Below are 18890 nucleotides of genomic sequence, written 5' to 3'. Positions count from 1 at the left end.
GGTACACGCCCAGATGATTTGAGCGGAAAGAATTTCCCCCCAGGTGTCGAGTGATCCCGCAGTGGATACGGCACTAACGCGGCACTGCGCCGCTCTCGTGATGATGCATTCAGGATGAATGCAGCAGCAGGGGAGACGCAATACGGAATGGGAATATCGCGGAAGTTCTTTTCATCTCGAGGACATCATGCACGACATAACCAACGCTTCAAAACGGCTCAATGAATCGCTTCACTTGCCGGTTCTGGTGATCATCGAGCCGCTCCTGTTGCCTCGTACATGCATTCTGCACGTCCTCAGGCGGGAGTTGGACGAACTTGAGATCCTCGACATGGCATCGGTCCAAGGCCTGGACTGCACGTCAGCCCGCGATGTTCGTCTGGTGATGCTGAGTATCGCGGACAAGCCGATCGGCGATCCCTCGGTTGAGGACGATCTCGCCTTCGTTGCGGAGTGTTGTCCCAACGCCGCCACTGTGGTCCTGTCAAACCACGAGGACGAGCCGACCGTGCAGGCCGCGATGCAGCGGGGCGTGCGCGGCTTTCTTTCCACCTCGCTACCGATCGAGATCGCCATAGCCGGCCTGCGCCTTGTTCTTGTCGGCGGCGCCTACAGGCCGTTGCCCGTGGCCGGGATGAACAGGATACCGGATTTCGAGCCGCCGGATGCGCGCGGGCTCGCGCCCGCATATCTGATGAACGAGGGAGCCAGAGCGGCTATCGACAGGAGCGTGACCGATCTCACGCCTCGTGAGCAACAGGTTCTGGCGGAACTGGAGCTCGGCCTGCCCAACAAGCTGATCGCCGCCAAATTGGGCCTGTCGGAAAGCACGGTCAAAATGCACATTCAGCATATCATGAGGAAATGTGCCGCGCACAATCGCACGGAGGCCGTGCTCCGCTGGCGCGGCCGGTTGCCCGCGCCGAGTCGCGATCACGTCCCCGGCGTGGCTCTCATGCCGGAGACCTAATGCATGATCCGGACCCGGAAGGCGCGATGACGATTCACCCCAATCTCATCGCGCTTCAGTCCTCTCTGAATGCACCACGGAAGCTGTCGAGCAGGGGCCTGAGCGCGTAGAGAGCCACGGTGCCGCGCCCCGTCGTGATGAACACCTGAACCGGCATGCCGGGGACGATCTGGATGTCGTTCGCGACGATCTGTCCGTCGTCGATCCGGATCCTGGTCGCGTAGTATGGCTGGTCGGTACGCTTGTCGAGCAGCCGGTCTGCGGATACGTGCACGACGGTTCCCTTCAGGCGAGGCACGCGACGCTGATTGTACGGTACGAGTTGAACCTCGGCATTGAGGCCGGGATGAACCACATCGATGTCCTCGGGCCTCAGGCGCGCGGTCACGATGAGACGGTCTTGCCGGGGCACCAGGTCCATGAGCGGAGCGCCCGCTCCGATGACGCCGCCGGCCGTATGAACCCGCAGATCGGTTATCACGCCGTCCTCGGGCGCCTTGATCTCCGTTCGCGATAGCTGATCTCTGGCCGCAAGCAACCGCTCGCGGAGCTGGAATATCTGGTTCTGTGCTTCACGAAGCGACTGTGCGATCTCGTTCTGCCTCTCGCTTTCGAGCTTGAACATTGTGGCCTGCTGTTCGCTGATGACCTGCCCGGCGCGGGCAATCTGCGCGGCGATCTCGCCGCGGCGGCCCTCAACGTCGGCCAGCTCCCGCTGCAGGTTCAGCAGCCGCGGCCGCCGTTCGAGTCCCTTGTTGACGAGGGTCGCGACCATATCCAGTTCCTCCCGAACGATGTCGACCCGTTGCCCGGTGGCGGTTTCCTGAGCCTTGAGACCTTCGATCTCCTTCTCGACTTGACGCCTTCGTTCGCGAATGACCGCAAGCTGCGACTCGTGAACCTGGAGGCGTGCCTGAAAAATGAATTGCTGCGCCGACACCGCGGCGGCCGCCACCTCGCTCTGCCTGCTGTCCTGTTCCAGCGCGTCCGGGATTGCGATCCTCTCGAATCTCTGCTGCTCGGCTTGAAGCCGTGCGGCACGAGCAGCGGCATCCCAGAATTGGCCTTGGAGGCTTTGCATCTCCGAGCCGGCCCGGGTGTCGTCCAGCTCGATCAGTGTTTGGCCGCTGCGCACGATATCGCCATCCGAAACCAGGATCTTCCTGATGATACCGCCTTCCAGATGCTGGATCGTCTTGCGGCTCGATTCCGATTCCACGACGCCGGACGCGATCGCGGCGCTCTCGAGAGGCGCGAGGCTCGCCCATGTCCCAAGCCCCAGCATGAAGCAGAGCACCAGCAGATTGCCCGCGACGGTGATACCGCGGAGCCTTCCGCGCGGAGAGGTCGGCGTGGGCGTCGAACACCATGGAAATTCCAGAGGCTCGAAATCGTCGATTGCGGTCACCACGACGCCAGATCGCCGGGCGGGCAGGGGGCTCGCCGGCGCTCGCATGAGCTGGTCCCAGACCAAGGGAAGTCTCGAGACGGCGGGAAGCTTCCAGATGGTGAGAGAGTTCCAGATCATGGCGCAATCTGCGAAGTAACCTGGGGGCGGCTCAGGTGCCGTTCAAAGATGTCCTCGCTGTCGCCGAACGCGGCGACCGCACCGCCCTCCATGATGGCAATCTTGTCCGTGGCGGCGAGGAGACCCATCCGGTGAGTGACGACGACAAGGATGACGCCTGCGAGCTTCATGTGCTCGATGGCATCCAGGAGCATTCGCTCGCCCCCGTAGTCGAGGCTGGCGTTGGGTTCGTCGAGAACGACGAGGCGTGGACTGCCGAAAAAGGCGCGGGCGAGACCGAGGCGCTGCCGATACCCGCGCGAGAAGGTTGCTTCGCTCTGAACCACCGTGTCGTACCCCAGCGGCAGGCCCATGATCGCCCCATGGATACCGACGAGCTTGGCCGCTTCGATGACTTTCCGTCGGTCGGCATCTTCAAGGCGTGCGATGATGTCGTTGATCGTGTCGCCGAGCAGGTTGATGTCCTGGGGGAGATATCCGAGGCGGTCGCCGCTTCGGCCCTCGCGAAGCAGCGAGACGTCGGTATTGTCGAGGAGGATACGGCCATGCGTTGGCATCGACAGCCCGGCGATCACCTGGCCGAGCAAGGACTTGCCTGACCCGGACGGACCGATGATGCCAAGGCATTCTCCGGGCATGAGGCTGAGCGAGACACCGTTCAGCAGAAGACGGTTGGTCCCCGCAAGCCTCACGTCAACATTGTCGACGACGAGGCCGCTTCGCGCCTGCGGCGGAGAAACCTCCGCGTTCTGCTGCCGGGTGACGGGGAATGCGGCGAGAAGCGCGCCGAGCCGCTGACAGGCGCTCACGGCCGTCACGAGTGATTTCCAGCCTGCGACCGCACTTTCGACCGGCGCGAGCGCACGGCCGAACATCAGCGTGGCAGCAAAGATGATTGCCGGACTCTTCCCGTGATCGAGGACGAGCCATGCGGCAGCCCCCATGATCAAGACCTGCGACAGCGCGCGAACCGGCTTGGTGGCCAGCGAGACGATCTCGCCTCGCCGGAGTGCCACATCGTGCTCTCTGCGGGCGTGCTGCGCGTCACGGTGGATCATGCGCGCAGCGCTATCGAACATTCCCATGGCGCGGATCATGTGGATGTTGCTCGCTGCAGTCTGGAGGCGGCCGCAGCTTCTGGACAGCGCGGCGCCCGATCTGAGCAGAACGTCTTCGGTGACCAGCTCTCCGGCAACCGTGAGCGCGAACAGGAAGGCGACGCAACAGGCGCCCACCACGCCGAGCAGGGGATGGATCAGAAAGAGGACAAGGAGGAACAGGGGTGCCCAGAGCGCGTCGAACAGCATCGGACATGCGCCGGACTCGACGAACTGGCGCAGCACCGTGAGATCCCGATACGCGCCCGACGCTTGCGTCCAATCGCTGCGAAGCGCCGATTCGAGGCCGGCCGAAAGTACGCAAGGACGAAGGCGATCGTCGAGCCAGGCGCCAAGGCGTCCCAGGACGGCGCGCCGCAATGCATCGAACACGCCGCCGACGACCACCGTGATCGCGACAATGAGCGTGAGCAGGAGCAGGGTGTCGCCACTACGGCTCGACAACACCCGGTCGTAGATCTGAAGAAGATAGATCGAGGGCGCAAACAGGAGCAGGTTGTAGCTGCAGCTATACGCGAATACGAGACCGAGCGGTCCCGCGCAGGACCGGAGGGCCGCGTGCAGTGGCGTCCCGATCTGCGGCAGGATAGGCAGCCGAATGGGCGGCATCAGCATGATCGTCACCGCCTGAAATCGAGGTCCGGCGCACTTGACCGATGGCCAACGCAATCCGGCAACGGCATCGGTAGATCATTGGCGTGAAATCCAGGACCGGCGGCCGCGGCCGCCGGTCCCGCCAGTCGGACGAGCGGCTGGTTAGAGCGTATCGAGATGGAAGGTCACTCCGCCACCCCATGCGAAGTTGCCGTCTCCGCCATCGCCGCCGATGCCGGCCACAACTTCCTGGTGCTGGTCCACCATGACCTTGTTGATCTGGGTGGCATCCGTATTGGCGTAGACCTTGGAGGTATCGTAGCCGCTGTAGGATTTTTGGCTTCCGTTCGACTCGGCGTCTCCGCCATGGGCCTTCGAAAAATACGAGGCCTTGGCGTTTGCGCCGCCGGCATCCCAATCCGCCGTCTGTTTGACGTGATCGCCGGTGTTCACGTGCACGTCGGCACCTTCCGCCTTGTTGGTCGGATCGTAGTTGACAGTCGGCTTGCTGATGATGGCTCCCTTGAAAGTACCGTCGCCGCCATTTCCGGCACTTTGACCACCGGTGTCGATCGATTTGACTTTGATCGTATCCGAGATGTTGATTGCCTTTGGCATCATTTGAGGCCTCCGTCGGTTTGTTGGCTGTCGTGCAACATCCATCCCGATCAGGCGGACGCGCGCGGCAAGTCTGGTCCGCCCACGCGCGATGGCGATAGATGTCAAATCGGACACCATCCGGTTTGGTGGGCCTACGTACGAAAGTACGACACTTCGTCAGGAGAGGCGCCTCTGCGCGGGCTTTGCATGCGAAGAGTGGCGACGGCGCGTGCCGCGATGCGATCGGCTATGCGAGCGATGCGACGTTTCGCTATGCCACCAGGTGAAGATCCGACAAGAGATGCGCGGCATCGCCACCCAGTGCGAGATTGCCGTGGCCGCCGTCCGCGCCAACGCCGGCGATCTGGACCGCACTCTGGTCGATGTGCACGTTGTTGACCTGATCGGCTACGGCCGTCGAATGCGGACCCGCGATTGCGATGTTGATGGGTGCATAGATCGCGACGCTGACGTCGATCAGACTGCCGGCAAAATAGCCGTTGCCGCCATTGCCTGCGCTGTTCGAGCCGGTCGCGATCGTATCGGAACCGCCCCACAGATTATGGGAGAGAAGGCTTGCATGGCCGCCCGCTGCGGCGTTGTCGTTGCCGCCGTGCCCGCCAATGCCAGCGATCTGAACCGCGGATTGATCCACGGAGACATCATTTATCTGGACCGCGTAAGTGCTGGAGCCATAGCCCGCGATTGCGATGTTGATCGGGTTGTACACTACAAACGAGGTATGGACGAGTTCACCGTAGAACACGCCGTCACCGCCATTGCCGGCCTGGCTTCCGCCCGTTTGAACGCCAAAGACGCCGCCTCCGTTGCTTGATCCCCAGCTGGGGTCGAGCGTCATGACGCTGCCGCCGGCGGCCAAATTGCCATTTCCGCCACTTCCGCCGACGCCCGCGATCTGAGTGGCCGATTGATCGATATCCACCGTGTTCGATTGACTTGCATGCGCAGTGCCGCCCGAGGCCGCCACCGCAATATTGATCGGATGATAGATCACCACGGGAGCGTCCACGATCGCACCCGAGAAATAACCGCTGCCGCCGTTTCCGGCGCCGTTGTCGCCGCTCGCGATCAGGCCGGCGCCTAAGGACGTACTGACGCTGCCGCCTGATGCAATGTTGTCATTGCCGCCATGGCCGCCGACGCCGGCCATCTGAAAAGCGGACTGATCGACATTCAAATTGTTGGACTGGTTGGCCAGGGCGACCGAGCCGTATCCCAAGCTCACCGAGATGTTGATCGGTTGATAGATCAACAGGGACGCGTGAATGATGCTTCCGTAGAAGTAGCCATCTCCGCCGCTTCCGGCCGTGTTGGCTCCGCTCTCGACCGCAGCAATGCCCATCCCGGGATGTGATGCGCCGGAAGCGGGCGTGGTGGACGAAGCATCCAGGCCCGCCGCAGCGTGGTTGCCGACGTGGCCGCCCGTGTCGCCCACCGACGTGGGATGTTTGGATTGAATCGGGTCGGAGTCATTGTGCTGGGTGTTCGCGCTCGCGGGGTGCGCTCCAGAATCTGCAAATTGACCTGCAAACGGGCGGGGACCATGGACCAGGGCGCCACCGCCAACCGCGTCAGTCAGGAACGGTGCGCTCGGTGCCGGACCCGCTTCGTCGTCACCATCGTACCCATCGTGGCGATGGGAGGCGTGATGCAGCCGGATTCCATCCGACATCCGCGAAAAATCCATCGTAGCCTCCCTCATCGCAATCGCTCCGCGCGATCGGACGGGTTCTGCACTCCGGACAGACTGTCATCCCGGGAAGGTCGAATGCCCAGTCGTCAGTTCGGATATAGCGCTTCGTCTGGCACCCGTAACATCGGCTACATCCGTTCGGGTAAACAGCCTTTGCAACTTTGCGTGGGCCGATGCTTGAAAGTGCGACCTTGAGGGGATGGCGAAAATGGACAATCGAGCTGACGGCCAGATCGCCTGCGGCCAAAATGAATCCACGGCGTTGCCGGATTTAAGTCGCATTGCGACCTAGGTCACGGCCAACGCTCCCGTCCGGGCAGGGGCGCAACACCGGGGTTTTCCATGTCCGGTCATTTGCGAGTTTATTGCGCCGCTTTTACGCTTATTGCAGGTCTCTCGACATCATCCGCGTTTTCGACGCCTCTTTCCGAACTCTTCAATGCCGGTCCCGCCACAGCCCCTGCGCCCGCTTCCGCGGAAGCAGAGTGCTTGACGCGGCCCGGCAAGTCGACCGCCGATGGCCAGCACTGGGTCTATCGGGTGGAAGGCCAGCGCAGATGCTGGTTCCAGATCGCCGAAGGAACTGAGAGGGCGAAGAAGCTGGTTCAGCAACGCGCCACCAAACATCGTGTCGCCGCGGCCGAAGAGAACCAGACCGCGGCGCGCAAGCGGAAGACGGTGGTGGATGCGCGCGCGGAGCTGCCGCGCTCCGCACCTGCGGATACGTCCCGGCCGAGCCCGTCCGTGCCCGCGCAGGTGGTTGATGCCAGTCCCGTCCTCGCCACCGGGATCGCAACCCGCGCGTCGCCGGCCCCCCTTTCCAAACGCGACCGGCTCACGGCCGACGAGTTCACGCCGCGCCAGGTCGACGTGGAGGCACTCCTTGCGGCGGCGCCAGCCGCCAGTGACGTGGTTGCCGCCTCGGCGGCGCCGCTCGCCTTTTCCGCCGCAGAGGCGGGCGATGACGGACGGGTTTGGACCTGGCTTGGCATGCTGCTGATGGCTTTGGGGCTTGTCTCCGTCTTGAGCGCGAGTCTAACCATTCGGCGGGCCGCGCTGCTGCCCCAGCTATTATTCGCTTGCCAGCGGCGAGTTGACGCCGGCAGGCAGAATGGGCCTCGAGCTCCCTGGCGGCGCGGCTCCCTGGTTTGGGCCCAACAGGGCTTATGGGGCAATGCCTGGCGTCGCTCAACACCACAGCTTTCAGCACCGATCGCGGTGAGTATCTGGAGGCTTCTCTTGTCGAGGGCGAGTTCTCTCGAGAAATTTCATGCGTTCGCTCAATCGCGAGCCGCCGGGCGCCGTGCCTATTCGGAAACAACCCAGTTTCGCAGACCATCGATCGTGCGAAATCCGTCGGCGGCGTAGCAGCGGATCGATGGATGGAAGCCTTGCGTCATCTCGGCAAGCGCGTGTCCTGGACCGAGGTCCAGGACTTGATCGACCCCGAGCTCTACGAGAGCCTCCAGCGTCGCCGCCCAGTCGATCGGGCGCGCGATCTGGCATGCGAGCTTTGCTGTCGCATCGGTCACGGAGAAGATGCGCTCGCCGCCATCCCCTGCGAGGAGGGTTCGTTGGTCTGCGACAGGAGCGCGTCTGCTGGTCGCAAGCGCTTGCTGCAAGGGCGTGCAGGCCGGTTCGAGACGCGTCGTATGCGAGGCGATTTTAACGGCGAGAAGACCGGCGCGGGCGGCGCCCTGTGTCGTCGCCTCCTGACAGAGGGCGATGACATCGCACTCCGCGCCTCCAACCACGACAAGAAGGCCGGGATTCCTGATTGCGATCTCGCAGCGGTGCGTCTCGAGCAGGTGTTCGAGCGTAGCTCGTTCGAGCCCGCGGACATAGCCGAGCCGCCCATCCGGCCCCGCCACGCCGTCCATCAATCGGGCGCGGATATCGGTCAGTCGCAACGCTTCGGCGGCGGTCCATATTCCCGCAACGCTCCAGGCCGCCATCTCGCCGACGCTGTAGCCCGTGACAGCGGTGCCCTCAGTCAGCAAGTCCGCGATACAGGCGTGGATCGCGAGCGCCGATGTGACGGTTAGGATCTGGCTGGCATGGTTGGCGGACAGCTCGTCCGCGCGGCGCGTCCTTATGAACTTCCGCGGATCTTCGCCGAGACAAGCGGTCGCAGCGGCGAAGACCGATTCCGCAGCAGGCCGATCGGCGACGAGATCGAAGATATTGTCCGACAGGGTGCCTTGTCCGCCGCAGAGCAGTGCAAGCATCAGGGGGCCAGCCGATCGACGAAGAGAGCGTCCACAAACAGAGCCATGGCGAGCAGATCTGCCGATCCGCCCGGACTGAGATTGCGCGCGACGAACGCCTGGTGAATGCCGTCGGCGTGCTTGCGCCAGCCTGGGCAACCGATTCCGCCTGCGGCAAGGAATGCGGATGCGCTAGCCTGCGCGAAGCGCAATCCGTCAACTCCGCCCCTGTGCAACAGATTGGTGTCGGCAACATCTGCGATCAGCGCCATGCAGGTCTGAACCCGGACCGCCTCCTCATCCCGAGGCGCGAGCGTCCGCGCCGCATGCAGCGCGGGAAGGGCGATGTCATAGACGGAGGGGAAGCCACAAGCCGCTTCCGCCCTGGCGCCGCCGGCGCCGTAGCGACGTGACGCCACGGCGCCGTGGCTACGCAGGGATATCGGGCCTGCGTAGATGGCGTCGCCCCAACGTTGCGACACCAATTCGCCGAGCGGCTTGCGAATGCCGAGAGCGCCGCGATACCCGGCCGCGGCGCAGAGCAGACCCAGTCCGAAGATCGCGCCGCGATGCGTGTTCACACCTGAGGTCGCCGCCAACATCGCGCGCTCCGCCGCAACCCCGATCGCGCGCAACCGGTCCATGCCGGCGCCCTCGGCGCCCGCGGCTGCGAGGTCGTGGAAGAACGGAGCCAGCGTGTCGGCACTTCGGCACAGGAGCCCGGCGTCCATATCGCGATGCGCGCCGTTGTCGACGTGGCTGACGAGCCCCGGCTTCGGATAGGTCTCGACTTCGAGCTTCAGGCACAGTGATGCGAGATGACCGAGCTGCTCCGCGCGGAGCGCGCGTTGCGGCGGCGCTTGCCATCTCAGCGCGACATTCATGACGCGCCACCCGCGAGAAACGCCGCACGCATGGTGACATGAACGCCGGCCGCGCCCTTGACGAGGACTTCGTCCTCGTTAGCGCCGGTCAGCTCGCGCCATTGCACGCCGCCGGCGTGATAGACGATCTCGCCGTCGAGCCGCATCGGCGCCGTCTCTGCGATCCGCGCGATGTCGGACGGTAGGGTGTTCGCGTGCCTCGCCGACGACAGCGGCCAGAGCAGGTCGAGGTCCGATCCATCGGACAGATAGGGCAGGCCGGTGAGATGCTGCCAGGCCAGACTGCCGAATGTGCGCGTCTCCGGCAGAAGGCGGACGAGCAGGTCGATGGTCTGGCGCCACGACGCGGGCGCCGATGTTGCCGCATCCGCCAGCAATGGCGGTGGAGCATGCGTGATGAGTTCGCCGGGGGCGAGCGCGACGGCGATACGCCGCTTGCCGTGGCTCGGCGGCAGCGGCAGGCCAAGCGGAATCATGCCTGCGAGATCGTTGCAGGCCGGCCTGCGAACCACGAGCGGGCGGCCGGCGCGCGCCCAGCCCTCGATGATCGGCTCGCTGGCAAGCGCGGGATTTCGGCTCATCGCGGCCGCCCATCCGGTGGCCGAGGCCGTCACCATCGTATGGCGCTGGAGGGCTTCAGCCATGTGGCGCCCCCTGATGCGCGGCTGCCGCGAGCGTGACAACCCGATCGGCGATCTCGGCCGCCTTCCGCCGGCCGCCACGCTCGGCGCCGAGCCGCGCGCGATCGTCCTCTCCCTGCGGCCGTTGCAGCACGGCCGCAAGCTGCGGCGCCAAGGGGGCGCTTTCGTTCCAGACAGCGTGAATGCCGCCGGTCTGCACCATGTTGTCGAGGCCCGGCGCGAACACCGGCGTCGCTTCCGCCTTGGCCTTCAGCACATCAATCGGCAGCTTGGTGACCCGCGCCATCGACGGCAGGTCCATCACCGCGGGATGCGCACCGGGCAGCGCCACCAGCGTGCCGGTGGCGAGCGCGGTGGCGATGAACGCACCGGCCGCGCTGGCGCCATAGAGCAGGCCGACGGTGCGGTGTCCCTCGGCTTCCGCCAGCAGCAGGGCCTTGGCGAGATGCGACAGGTACTCGCTGAGCCCCAGCAGCTCGTCGCGCTTGCTCATGCGCTGGCTGGCGGAATCCACCAGGACCAGGATCGGCGCGCGATCGCCGAATTTGACGATCTCGATCACGCGCCCTGCTAGCACGATCGCCTCGTCGACGCCGAGCGGCTGACCCTGCGTGATGCCCAGCACGTGGACGCGACCTCCATCGGGAAGGATCGCCTGTCCCGCGATTATCGCGCCCGTGGTTGCGATCTTGCTGCCGTTCGGAAAGAGACTGGCCAGGATGTCATCGAGCGTCATCGGCGTTCTCCCTGTTGCTTGCCGCGCGAAGAAATGCGCCGGTCGGAAGTGCGGGGATCTGGGTCGGCTGGTCGATGCTAAGCGTCTGCCAGATCTCGATGGCGTCCTCGGCCTCGCCGAAACGCTGCAATCGCCGCTCGAGGCGCGTCTGCTCGGCTTCGAGCACCGCCACGTCGCATCGTCTGTTGGCTTTGAGCGCGTCGACCGCCGCCTGACGAAACGCCTGCGCCTCGTCGTCGACGAACGCATCAGCGCCGCCGATGAGGTAACGGTGCTTGCCACCCATCGTGCGCCACACCAGCGCGCGATCGCGCGAGTCGAACTCCTCGATGCCCTTGTTGGTCTCGATCACCTCGGGGCCGCTGACACTGAGCCGGCCTTGTTCCGAGATGATCAGGCGCGAACAGGTGCCGGCGATCAGGCTGCCGCCGCCATAACAGCCGGCACGGCCGCCGATCAGGCCGACGACGTGGATGCCGGCGCGTCTCGCCTCGATCACCGCGCGCATGATCTCGGCGATGGCGAGCTCGCCCGCATTGGCTTCCTGAAGCCGCACGCCGCCGGTGTCGAACAGGATCAGTACGTCTTGATGAAGCGCACGCGCGGCGCGCAAGAGGCCCGTGAGCTTGGCGCCATGGACCTCGCCGAAGGCACCGCCCATGAAGCGTCCCTCCTGCGCCGCGACGAGCACGGGCGTGCCGTCAAGGCGGCCGCGGCCGACGACGATGCCGTCGTCGAACTGCTCCGGCAGATCGAAGATCGCCAGATGCGGGCTCATCTCGCGCAGCTCGGGGCCAATGAGTTCGGCAAAGCTGCCGGCGTCGACGAGCGCGTCGATGCGCTGGCGGGCGCTGGCCTCGTACCAGCTCAGCGAAACATTGTCGGCTGTGGCCGCTGTCATCGTTCCGGCTCCTCGATCTTGCGGACGCCTTGCGCAAGGCGCAGCGCCACTGTGTCGGGCCTCGCGCCGCCGTCATTGATGGAGATACGTAAGCCCCCGGCAGAGCGGCGGGCGACGAAGTCGCGGACCACGGCGTCCCACACCGCACCGAAGCCATGGGCCGCGGTTGCGATGTCGATCGTGCACATGTCGGCCGGCGAGACCCGTTCCAGCAGCACCTCGAGATTGCCGGAGGCGACGACGCCGACGATCGCCTGGGTGCGGGTGCCGCCGGCGCATCTCGGGGCAGTCAGTCTGAAGCTGAGCTTTTCCATGCAAAACTCCTCACCAATTGCGGAAGCGGCTGGGCGGGCGGTAGAGACCGCCGGAGGCCAGCATGAGGTCCTTGATCGAGCGGGCCGCCAGCAGGCGCCGGTCGGCGTTGAGCGGGTCGATGCCGAGATCCTCGGGGCGCTGGATCACGCCGCGCTGCCTGAGCTGTTCGACCAGCTTCGCATCACGCGCGCGTCCGATGTCGGTGTAGCCGGCAACGCCGCGGATCGCCTGCTCGCGCTCGTCCTTGCTCCGGCACATCAAGAGGTTGGCGATGCCTTCCTCGGTGACGATGTGGGTGACGTCGTCCGAGTAGACCATCACCGGCGCGAGATCGAGCTTGAGCTCGCGCGCCAGATCGAGCGCATCGAGCCGCTCGACGAACAGCGGCGCATTGCGATCGCCGAAGGTCTCGCCGATCTGCACCACCAGCTTGCGGCCGCGGCGCAGCGCCGCGTTGGAATCGGGATCGGCTTCGGCGCCGGCCTTGAGCCAGGGCTCGCTCGGGTGGCGCCGGCCGCGCGGATCGGAGCCCATGTTAGGCGCACCGCCGAAGCCGGCGATGCGGCTGGTCGTCACCGTCGAACTGTGGCCCTCGAGGTCGATCTGGAGCGTCGATCCGATGAACATGTCGCAGGCATAGAGGCCCGCCGTCTGGCAGAAGGCGCGGTTCGATCGCAAGGAGCCGTCGGGCCCGGTGAAGAAGATATCGGAACGCGCCGCGACGTAATCCTCCATGCCGACTTCCGAGCCGAAACAGTGGATCTGGTCGACCCAGCCGGATTCGATCGCCGGAATGATCGTGGGATGCGGGTTGAGCGCGAAATGGGTGCAGATCTTGCCCTTGAGGCCGAGCCTCTCGCCATAAGTCGGCAGCAGCAGCTCGATCGCGGCGGTGTTGAAGCCGATGCCATGGTTGAGCCGGCGCACGCCGTAGGGCGCGTAGATGCCCTTGATCGCGAGCATTGCGGTCAGGATCTGGGTCTCGGTGATCGCGGCCGGGTCGCGGGTGAAGAGCGGCTCGACATAGAAGGGGCGGCCGGCCTCGACCACGAAATGCACGAGGTCGCCGGGAATATCGACGCGCGGCACCTTGTCGACGATTTCGGTGACCTGCGCCACGACGAGACCGTTCTTGTAGCTCGTCGCCTCGATCACCGTCGGCGTGTCTTCGGTGTTCGGCCCCGTATAGAGATTGCCGTCCTTGTCGGCGCTCACCGCCGCGATGAGTGCGACGTTCGGCGTGAGATCGATGAAATACCGGGCGAACAGCTCGAGGTATGTGTGCACGGCCCCGAGCTCGATCTTGCGGCCGAACAGCATGCGCGCGATGCGGGCCGCTTGCGGCCCCGAATAGGAGAAGTCGAGCCGTCGCGCGATTCCCTTGTCGAAGATGTCGAGATGGGCGGGCAGGACCACCCCCGACTGCACCATGTGCAGGTCATGGACATCCTGGGGGTCGAGGTTCGCGAGCGCCGAGGCGAGGATGTCGGCCTGCTTCTGATTATCGCCCTCCAGGCACACCCGGTCCCCTGACCGGATCACCGCCCTCAGGAATGCAGGCAGGTTCGCAATGGGCACCATCTTGCCCTTCGCGTGCTGGCCGCCGGCCGCCAGGCGCTCCGCTAGGGCGGCCTTTTGCATACCCCAATCGCTCATTTCGGCTCCTTGGCATGCGGGGTTGGCTTTCGATTGCCTTAATGTATGCGTATTGCTCTCGAATGTCAATTAGTGTATGCACAAACTCATAAGCGATGGATATTCGCATACACAGGAGGGAATTTACAATGCGAATGCATGCAGATAGTCCAAGTCCTGGGGATCGTGCCCTGCTCGCCGAGGGGAGGCGCCCGTGACCATTTCCGGCGTAGCGCTGCTCGCGATCTGCACCCTCTTAGGGGGCCTGTTGGGGGACCTGCTCGGCATCGCCCTCGGTGTGAAGGCCAATGTCGGCGGCGTGGGCATCGCCATGATGTTCTTGATCGCGGCCCGGCTCTGGCTGATGCGGCACGGCATACTCAGCCACGGGCTCAAGACCGGCGTCGAGTTCTGGGGCAGCTTCTACATTCCGATCGTGGTCGCCATGGCCGCGCAGCAGAACGTGGTCGCCGCGGCAAAGGGCGGTCCGATCGTCGTTATTGCGGGGATCGGCGCGGTCGCGGTGTGTTTCGCGATGGTGGCCCTGATCGGGCGGTTCAGCGGTCGTGTCGAGACGATGGACGAGATCGAGGCGCGAGAGGCCGAGGCACTCGCTGCACCTGTGCCCCACTTCAAGTCCGGGAGGATCGGATGACCATGATGTCTCACATTCTCGCCGCCAATGCGCTGATCACTGCGTTCGCGGCCGTCGGAATCCTGATGTGGATCTCCGGAGCGATCTCGAAATATCTCACCTTCGGGCGCATTCACGCCTCGGCGATTGCGATCATGCTGGGCCTTGCGCTGGCCTTTTGGGGAGGCATCTCCACCGGCGGCGAGAAGGGCGTGGCCGACCTGCCAGCCCTGGCCGGGATCGGCCTGATGGGTGGAGCGATGCTGCGCGATTTCGCCATCGTCGCCACCGCCTTCGAGGTCGATGTCGTCCATGCGCGCAAGGCCGGGGCGATCGGTGCGGTCGCACTCGGACTGGGAACGGTGGTGCCGTTCATTCTCGGCGTGTTCGTCGCCGCGGCGTTTGGCTACACTGACGCGGAATCGTTGACGACGATCGGCGCCGGTGCGGTCACCTACATCGTGGGCCCGGTCACGGGCGCGGCGATCGGCGCATCCTCACCGGTTATTGCGCTCTCGATCGCGACCGGTGTATTCAAGGCGGTGATCGTCATGATCGGCACGCCCTTTGTGGCGAAGATGATCGGCCTGAACAATCCGCGTAGCGCGATGGTGTTTGGCGGCTTGATGGGAACGGTCAGCGGCGTGTCTGGAGGGTTGGCGGCGACGGACCGGCGTCTGGTGCCCTATGGTGCGCTGACGGCGACATTCCACACCGGGCTCGGGTGCCTGGTCGCGCCCTCGATCCTTTACTTCGCGGTGCGCGCGATCACGGGAGGCTGAATGGCAGAAGTATTGAAGGTCGCAGTCGACGCGGAGGACGATGGCGGGCTGCTCTCCGATCGCATCCGGAATGCGCTCACGGACGAGATTGCCTCAGGTGCGCTCGTCGCCGGTTCGGCCCTGGAAGAGCAGCAGCTTGCCGATCGTTTTGGAGCTTCCCGCACGCCGGTGCGGGAGGCGCTTCGCCAGCTCGTGGTCAGCGGCCTCGTCGAGGTGCGCGGCCGCCGCGGCCTCGTCGTTGCGCGCATGACGCCGGAGCGCATCATGGACATGTTCGAGACCAGCGCCGAGGTGGAAGCCATGTGCGTCAGGCTCGCGACCTACCGCATGACGCCGCTCGAGCGCAGCCATCTGATCGAGCTCCATGACGCTTCGCTCAAGATGGTCGAGGCCAACGATGTCGATGCCTATGACGCGTTCAACCGGGAATTCCACGAATGCATCTACCGCGCAACGCACAACTCGTTTCTCGCCGAGCAGGCGCAGGACGTGCGTTCGCGGCTCAGCGCCTTCCGCCGCACTCAATTGCGGCAGGGCGATCGCATTCGCAGGTCCCGCGACGAGCATGACGCCATCATGCAGGCGATCGCGGAAGGTGACGGAGAGACCGCAGCGCGCCGAATGCGTGCGCACATGCTGAATGCCGCGTCCGCGCTCAGGCGCTACATCGATGATCGCCTCGGCTGAGTAGCCTGATCGCACGATCGACCCGATAGCTTGACCGCATCCGGCGGCCGCAGGCATGGACTATTGGTAAGGTCGCGTGCCCATTCTGCCTGATCGAGGCGCGCCGCGCTCGCATCGCGCCGAGCGGCTTGAGCGCGGCGTCAAATATTTCTACATCCACTCAGATCCGTTCCTGCGTGCCGGTTTGACAGGTATCAGGAAGCTGTTAGGCCAATAGTCCGAAGCAAAACATACGCAACGAACCGTACTCCTGCGGCTTGGGCCAGCGCCTGGCTTGAGACGCGGGTCCTTGTCCCTAGGCATAGGGACAGACACGGCCCTGCGATCCGCTTAGGGTCGCTCGCCTGGTTGCTCGTAACCCCGGGACAGGGCTTGAACATCGGACGATCTCCTCCGGGTCCTTGATGCTGCCCGCGGGGGCCGATGCAACTGGCCGAAGTACCGGGGCGGACAAGGAGGAGCTGCATGACGATCGGTTTCACGCGAGTTTGTCTTGTTGTGGCCTGCGTACTTTATGGATACGCGGCGCATGCGGAAATTAAAGTCGGAATTGTGATTTCGGCCACCGGCCCGGGATCTGCGTTGGGGCAACCCCAGCTCAAGACTGTCGCAGCTCTGCCAAAAGAGATCGGCGGAGAGAAGGTGACCTACATCATCTTGGACGACGAGTCTGACTCCACCAAAGGGATCCAGAACGCGCGCCGGCTCGTGATCCAGGACAAGGTCGATGTGCTGGTCGGGTCTTCTCTGACGCCGGTGACCATGCCGATGCTCGACGTCGCGCTGGAGTCGAAGACGCCGTTGCTATCGCTTGCAGCCGCCACCGCCATCGTTCAGCCGCTGGACGACAAACGGGCCTGGGCCTTCAAGGTCGTCCCCAACGATGACCTGATGGCGAGCGCTATTCTCAAATACATCGCGAAATCCGGCGCGAAGACGCTTGGCTTTATCGGTGTTTCGGATGGGTATGGCGAAGGTTACTATAAGGAGGTGAGCCGCCTTGCGCCGACCTTGGGCCTGACGGTGACGACACATGAAGTCTACGCGCGTGCGGACACCAGCGTCACCGGCCAGGCGTTGAAGGTGATGTCGACGAATCCTGACGCCGTCTTCATTGCTTCCGCAGGCACCCCGGCGGTCCTGCCGCAACAGGCGCTCCGTGAGCGCGGATACACCGGAAAGATCTTTCAGACGCATGGCGTAGCCAGCGAGGAGTTCATCAAGCTCGGAGGCGCGACCGTCGAAGGCGCTATTTTCGCCGGCGAGGCCTTTACCGTTGCGGCCGATCTTCCGGCGGGAGATCCGTTCCGTCACGCGACGGAGCAGTTCGTGACGGCCTATGAGGCGGTGAACGGTCAGAAGCCCAATATGTTCGCGGCTCACCTCTGGGATGTCGTTGCGCTGATCGGGAAAGCTGCTCCGAACGCGCTGAAGACGACGAAGCCGGGTACGCCCGAGTTTCGTGCAGCTCTGCGGGACGAACTCGAGCGCGGGGAGAACGTCTATCTCAACAACGGGCTGTCGAACATGAGCAAGACCGACCACAACGGCTATGATGAACGCTCAGCCTTTTTGATCAAGGTCGAGGGTGGGAAGTTCCGCTTGGCTAAATAGCAGAGCGCCATCCTCGGGAAGACGCGATGTTGAAGCCGAGCTTCTCGTCGGTGATCTCGACTCCTCAGCCTGGAGGACAGGGCTTCACGCCGTCAGCGCGCCACGAGAGGAACATAGTGTTCGAGTTCGGGATCGGGGAAATGGATGGTCCGGCCAAGCTCTGCGGAGCGATAGAGTCCCATAAGCATTTCCATGACGCCGACCCCGTCATCGAAGGTTTCTGCCGGACTCATGCCTCGCCTGAATGCCTCCACCATATGGCGGTTCTCGTCGGTGTAGCCGTAGATGCCGGCTTCGTCCTCGACAACCGGCATCAGACCTTGCTCGGAATTCTGCTTCTCGACGAGGTCCTCGCCCTCTGATCCGCTGATCGCGCGGGAGAGGAAGACCTTGAGGCCCGTTGAGAGCGAGGAGAACTCCATCGAATATTCGGGACCAAGTAATTCAAGCTGGATGCGCAGGCCCGCGCCGACATACGCCCATGAGGTTGTCGCCTCGATCATCAATTGATGCCCGTCTCTATCTTCCATCGTAAGTATCCCGCGCGCGAAATCTTCGACCGGACGATTGGTGAAATCGACCCCCATTCGCCTCTTGAGGTCGGCAGCGTAGTAGGGGCGCGTCCATTTGAGATTGGCCGTCGTGGCGCTGGCACTGACCAGCCGTAGGGAGTCGCGCTTTGCGCCTGGCGCGGTCAGCATGAAGCGTGCGACCTCGACTGAATGGCACATCATGTCGGAGAGCACACCCCCTCCTTGTTTGTCGCCCTGCCAGAACCATGGCTCGTGCGGCCCTGAATGCTCCTCGGCGGCACGCGCGAGATAGGGGCGTCCACTTCCGGGTACGGCTCGCCGCCAGATGATGTCCTTGCCGCGCATCACCGCGGTCGAGAAAAGCTGGTTCTCCAGATAACCGTGAAGCAGGCCTGCATCTTCGACGAGCCTGCGCATTTCCCGTGCTTCGGCAAGCGTGCGGGCGAGTGGCTTTTCGCAGGCAATGGCGCGCAGGGGAGCTCCGGCCTTGGTCACGCGGTGGATCTCGCGCATGATGTCGAGGCGGCTGTCGTTCGGCGTCAGCAGCCAAAGCGCGTCGATCTCGCCGGACATGGCCATCGCCTCGATGCTGTCAAACACATGCGCCGGCCCAAGGCCAAGATTGCGCGCCTTGTCGGCAATGCGCGTCCGCCGCTCGGCGGAACGGCTGTAGACGCCGCCGACGCTGACGTTGCGCACGCCGAGCATGGATTGCAGATGGAATGCGGCAATGAAGCCGCTGCCGACAAGGCCGATGCGCAGCATTGGAAGTTCCGTGAGCTTCTGCATGTCAGAGA

Annotated in this window: 18 protein-coding genes; 6 read left to right on the top strand and 12 right to left on the bottom strand. The window is 64.3% G+C overall.

The window, feature by feature from the left end; genetic code table 11:
• Nucleotides 1-187: 187 nt before the first annotated feature.
• Nucleotides 188-970, top strand: coding sequence for a response regulator transcription factor (locus ABIB99_RS37520; RefSeq protein ID WP_354120297.1), 783 nt, complete (start codon nucleotides 188-190; stop codon nucleotides 968-970).
• A 55-nt stretch (nucleotides 971-1025) separates the two neighbouring features.
• Here ABIB99_RS37520 and ABIB99_RS37515 read toward each other — a convergent pair whose 3' ends face one another.
• From ABIB99_RS37515 to ABIB99_RS37500, 4 genes are all read right to left on the bottom strand, one after another.
• On the bottom strand, nucleotides 1026-2378 hold the full coding sequence (locus tag ABIB99_RS37515) for an HlyD family type I secretion periplasmic adaptor subunit (RefSeq protein ID WP_354180661.1): 1353 nt from the start codon (nucleotides 2376-2378) through the stop codon (nucleotides 1026-1028).
• A 116-nt stretch (nucleotides 2379-2494) separates the two neighbouring features.
• Nucleotides 2495-4231: a type I secretion system permease/ATPase gene (locus tag ABIB99_RS37510; protein WP_354180659.1), complete on the bottom strand. Its 1737-nt coding sequence runs from the start codon at nucleotides 4229-4231 to the stop codon at nucleotides 2495-2497.
• A 141-nt stretch (nucleotides 4232-4372) separates the two neighbouring features.
• A complete protein-coding gene (locus tag ABIB99_RS37505) occupies nucleotides 4373-4831 on the bottom strand; it encodes a hypothetical protein (RefSeq protein WP_028150787.1) in 459 nt (152 codons plus the stop codon).
• Nucleotides 4832-5081: 250 nt separating this feature from the next.
• Nucleotides 5082-6518 (bottom strand): hypothetical protein, encoded by a 1437-nt coding sequence (locus tag ABIB99_RS37500; protein WP_354180657.1) that lies wholly within the window; start codon nucleotides 6516-6518, stop codon nucleotides 5082-5084.
• A gap of 348 nt (nucleotides 6519-6866) precedes the next feature.
• On the opposite strand from ABIB99_RS37500, the gene ABIB99_RS37495 reads away from it, so the two are divergent.
• Entirely contained in the window at nucleotides 6867-7892 is a 1026-nt protein-coding gene (locus ABIB99_RS37495; RefSeq protein ID WP_354180655.1) for a hypothetical protein, read from the top strand.
• Here ABIB99_RS37495 and ABIB99_RS37490 read toward each other — a convergent pair.
• The 7 genes from ABIB99_RS37490 to mdcA are packed head-to-tail and all read right to left on the bottom strand — an operon-like array spanning nucleotide 7832 to nucleotide 13864.
• Nucleotides 7832-8752: an acyltransferase domain-containing protein gene (locus tag ABIB99_RS37490; protein ID WP_084795019.1), complete on the bottom strand. Its 921-nt coding sequence runs from the start codon at nucleotides 8750-8752 to the stop codon at nucleotides 7832-7834. The two genes, ABIB99_RS37495 and ABIB99_RS37490, sit on opposite strands and share 61 nt — an antisense overlap.
• Nucleotides 8752-9615, bottom strand: coding sequence for a triphosphoribosyl-dephospho-CoA synthase MdcB (gene mdcB, locus ABIB99_RS37485; RefSeq protein ID WP_063981834.1), 864 nt, complete (start codon nucleotides 9613-9615; stop codon nucleotides 8752-8754). Before mdcB ends, ABIB99_RS37490 begins: the two co-directional genes overlap by 1 nt.
• Complete coding sequence (gene mdcG, locus ABIB99_RS37480; RefSeq protein WP_354123485.1) at nucleotides 9612-10259, bottom strand: malonate decarboxylase holo-[acyl-carrier-protein] synthase; 648 nt, start codon at nucleotides 10257-10259, stop codon at nucleotides 9612-9614. The genes mdcB and mdcG overlap by 4 nt, the downstream gene beginning before the upstream one ends.
• Complete coding sequence (mdcE, locus tag ABIB99_RS37475; RefSeq protein WP_354180651.1) at nucleotides 10252-10992, bottom strand: biotin-independent malonate decarboxylase subunit gamma; 741 nt, start codon at nucleotides 10990-10992, stop codon at nucleotides 10252-10254. The genes mdcG and mdcE overlap by 8 nt, the downstream gene beginning before the upstream one ends.
• A complete protein-coding gene (locus ABIB99_RS37470; RefSeq protein ID WP_354180649.1) occupies nucleotides 10979-11893 on the bottom strand; it encodes a biotin-independent malonate decarboxylase subunit beta in 915 nt (304 codons plus the stop codon). The genes mdcE and ABIB99_RS37470 overlap by 14 nt, the downstream gene beginning before the upstream one ends.
• Nucleotides 11890-12207, bottom strand: a complete 318-nt coding sequence (mdcC, locus tag ABIB99_RS37465) for a malonate decarboxylase acyl carrier protein (RefSeq protein ID WP_354180647.1) — start codon at nucleotides 12205-12207, stop codon at nucleotides 11890-11892. Before mdcC ends, ABIB99_RS37470 begins: the two co-directional genes overlap by 4 nt.
• Before the next feature lie 10 nt (nucleotides 12208-12217).
• On the bottom strand, nucleotides 12218-13864 hold the full coding sequence (mdcA, locus tag ABIB99_RS37460; RefSeq protein WP_354180645.1) for a malonate decarboxylase subunit alpha: 1647 nt from the start codon (nucleotides 13862-13864) through the stop codon (nucleotides 12218-12220).
• Nucleotides 13865-14057: 193 nt separating this feature from the next.
• Here mdcA and madL point away from each other — a divergent pair, with 193 nt between their 5' ends.
• The 4 genes from madL to ABIB99_RS37440 all read left to right on the top strand — a co-directional run bounded on the left by madL (nucleotide 14058) and on the right by ABIB99_RS37440 (nucleotide 17560).
• Nucleotides 14058-14498: a malonate transporter subunit MadL gene (madL, locus tag ABIB99_RS37455; protein WP_354180643.1), complete on the top strand. Its 441-nt coding sequence runs from the start codon at nucleotides 14058-14060 to the stop codon at nucleotides 14496-14498.
• Nucleotides 14495-15259, top strand: coding sequence for a malonate transporter subunit MadM (madM, locus tag ABIB99_RS37450; RefSeq protein ID WP_354180641.1), 765 nt, complete (start codon nucleotides 14495-14497; stop codon nucleotides 15257-15259). The genes madL and madM overlap by 4 nt, the downstream gene beginning before the upstream one ends.
• Nucleotides 15260-15946: a GntR family transcriptional regulator gene (locus ABIB99_RS37445; RefSeq protein WP_354180639.1), complete on the top strand. Its 687-nt coding sequence runs from the start codon at nucleotides 15260-15262 to the stop codon at nucleotides 15944-15946.
• A 465-nt stretch (nucleotides 15947-16411) separates the two neighbouring features.
• Complete coding sequence (locus ABIB99_RS37440) at nucleotides 16412-17560, top strand: ABC transporter substrate-binding protein (RefSeq protein ID WP_259256507.1); 1149 nt, start codon at nucleotides 16412-16414, stop codon at nucleotides 17558-17560.
• Nucleotides 17561-17652: 92 nt separating this feature from the next.
• Here the strand turns inward: ABIB99_RS37440 and ABIB99_RS37435 are convergent, their stop codons facing one another.
• On the bottom strand, nucleotides 17653-18882 hold the full coding sequence (locus tag ABIB99_RS37435) for a Gfo/Idh/MocA family protein (protein ID WP_354180636.1): 1230 nt from the start codon (nucleotides 18880-18882) through the stop codon (nucleotides 17653-17655).
• Between the last annotated feature and the right edge of the window lie 8 nt (nucleotides 18883-18890).

Source organism: Bradyrhizobium sp. LA6.1, from assembly GCF_040547805.1.
GTDB lineage: Bacteria > Pseudomonadota > Alphaproteobacteria > Rhizobiales > Xanthobacteraceae > Bradyrhizobium > Bradyrhizobium barranii.
Note: the sequence above shows the minus strand (reverse complement) of the source record. Positions and strands in the feature narration are given on the sequence as shown.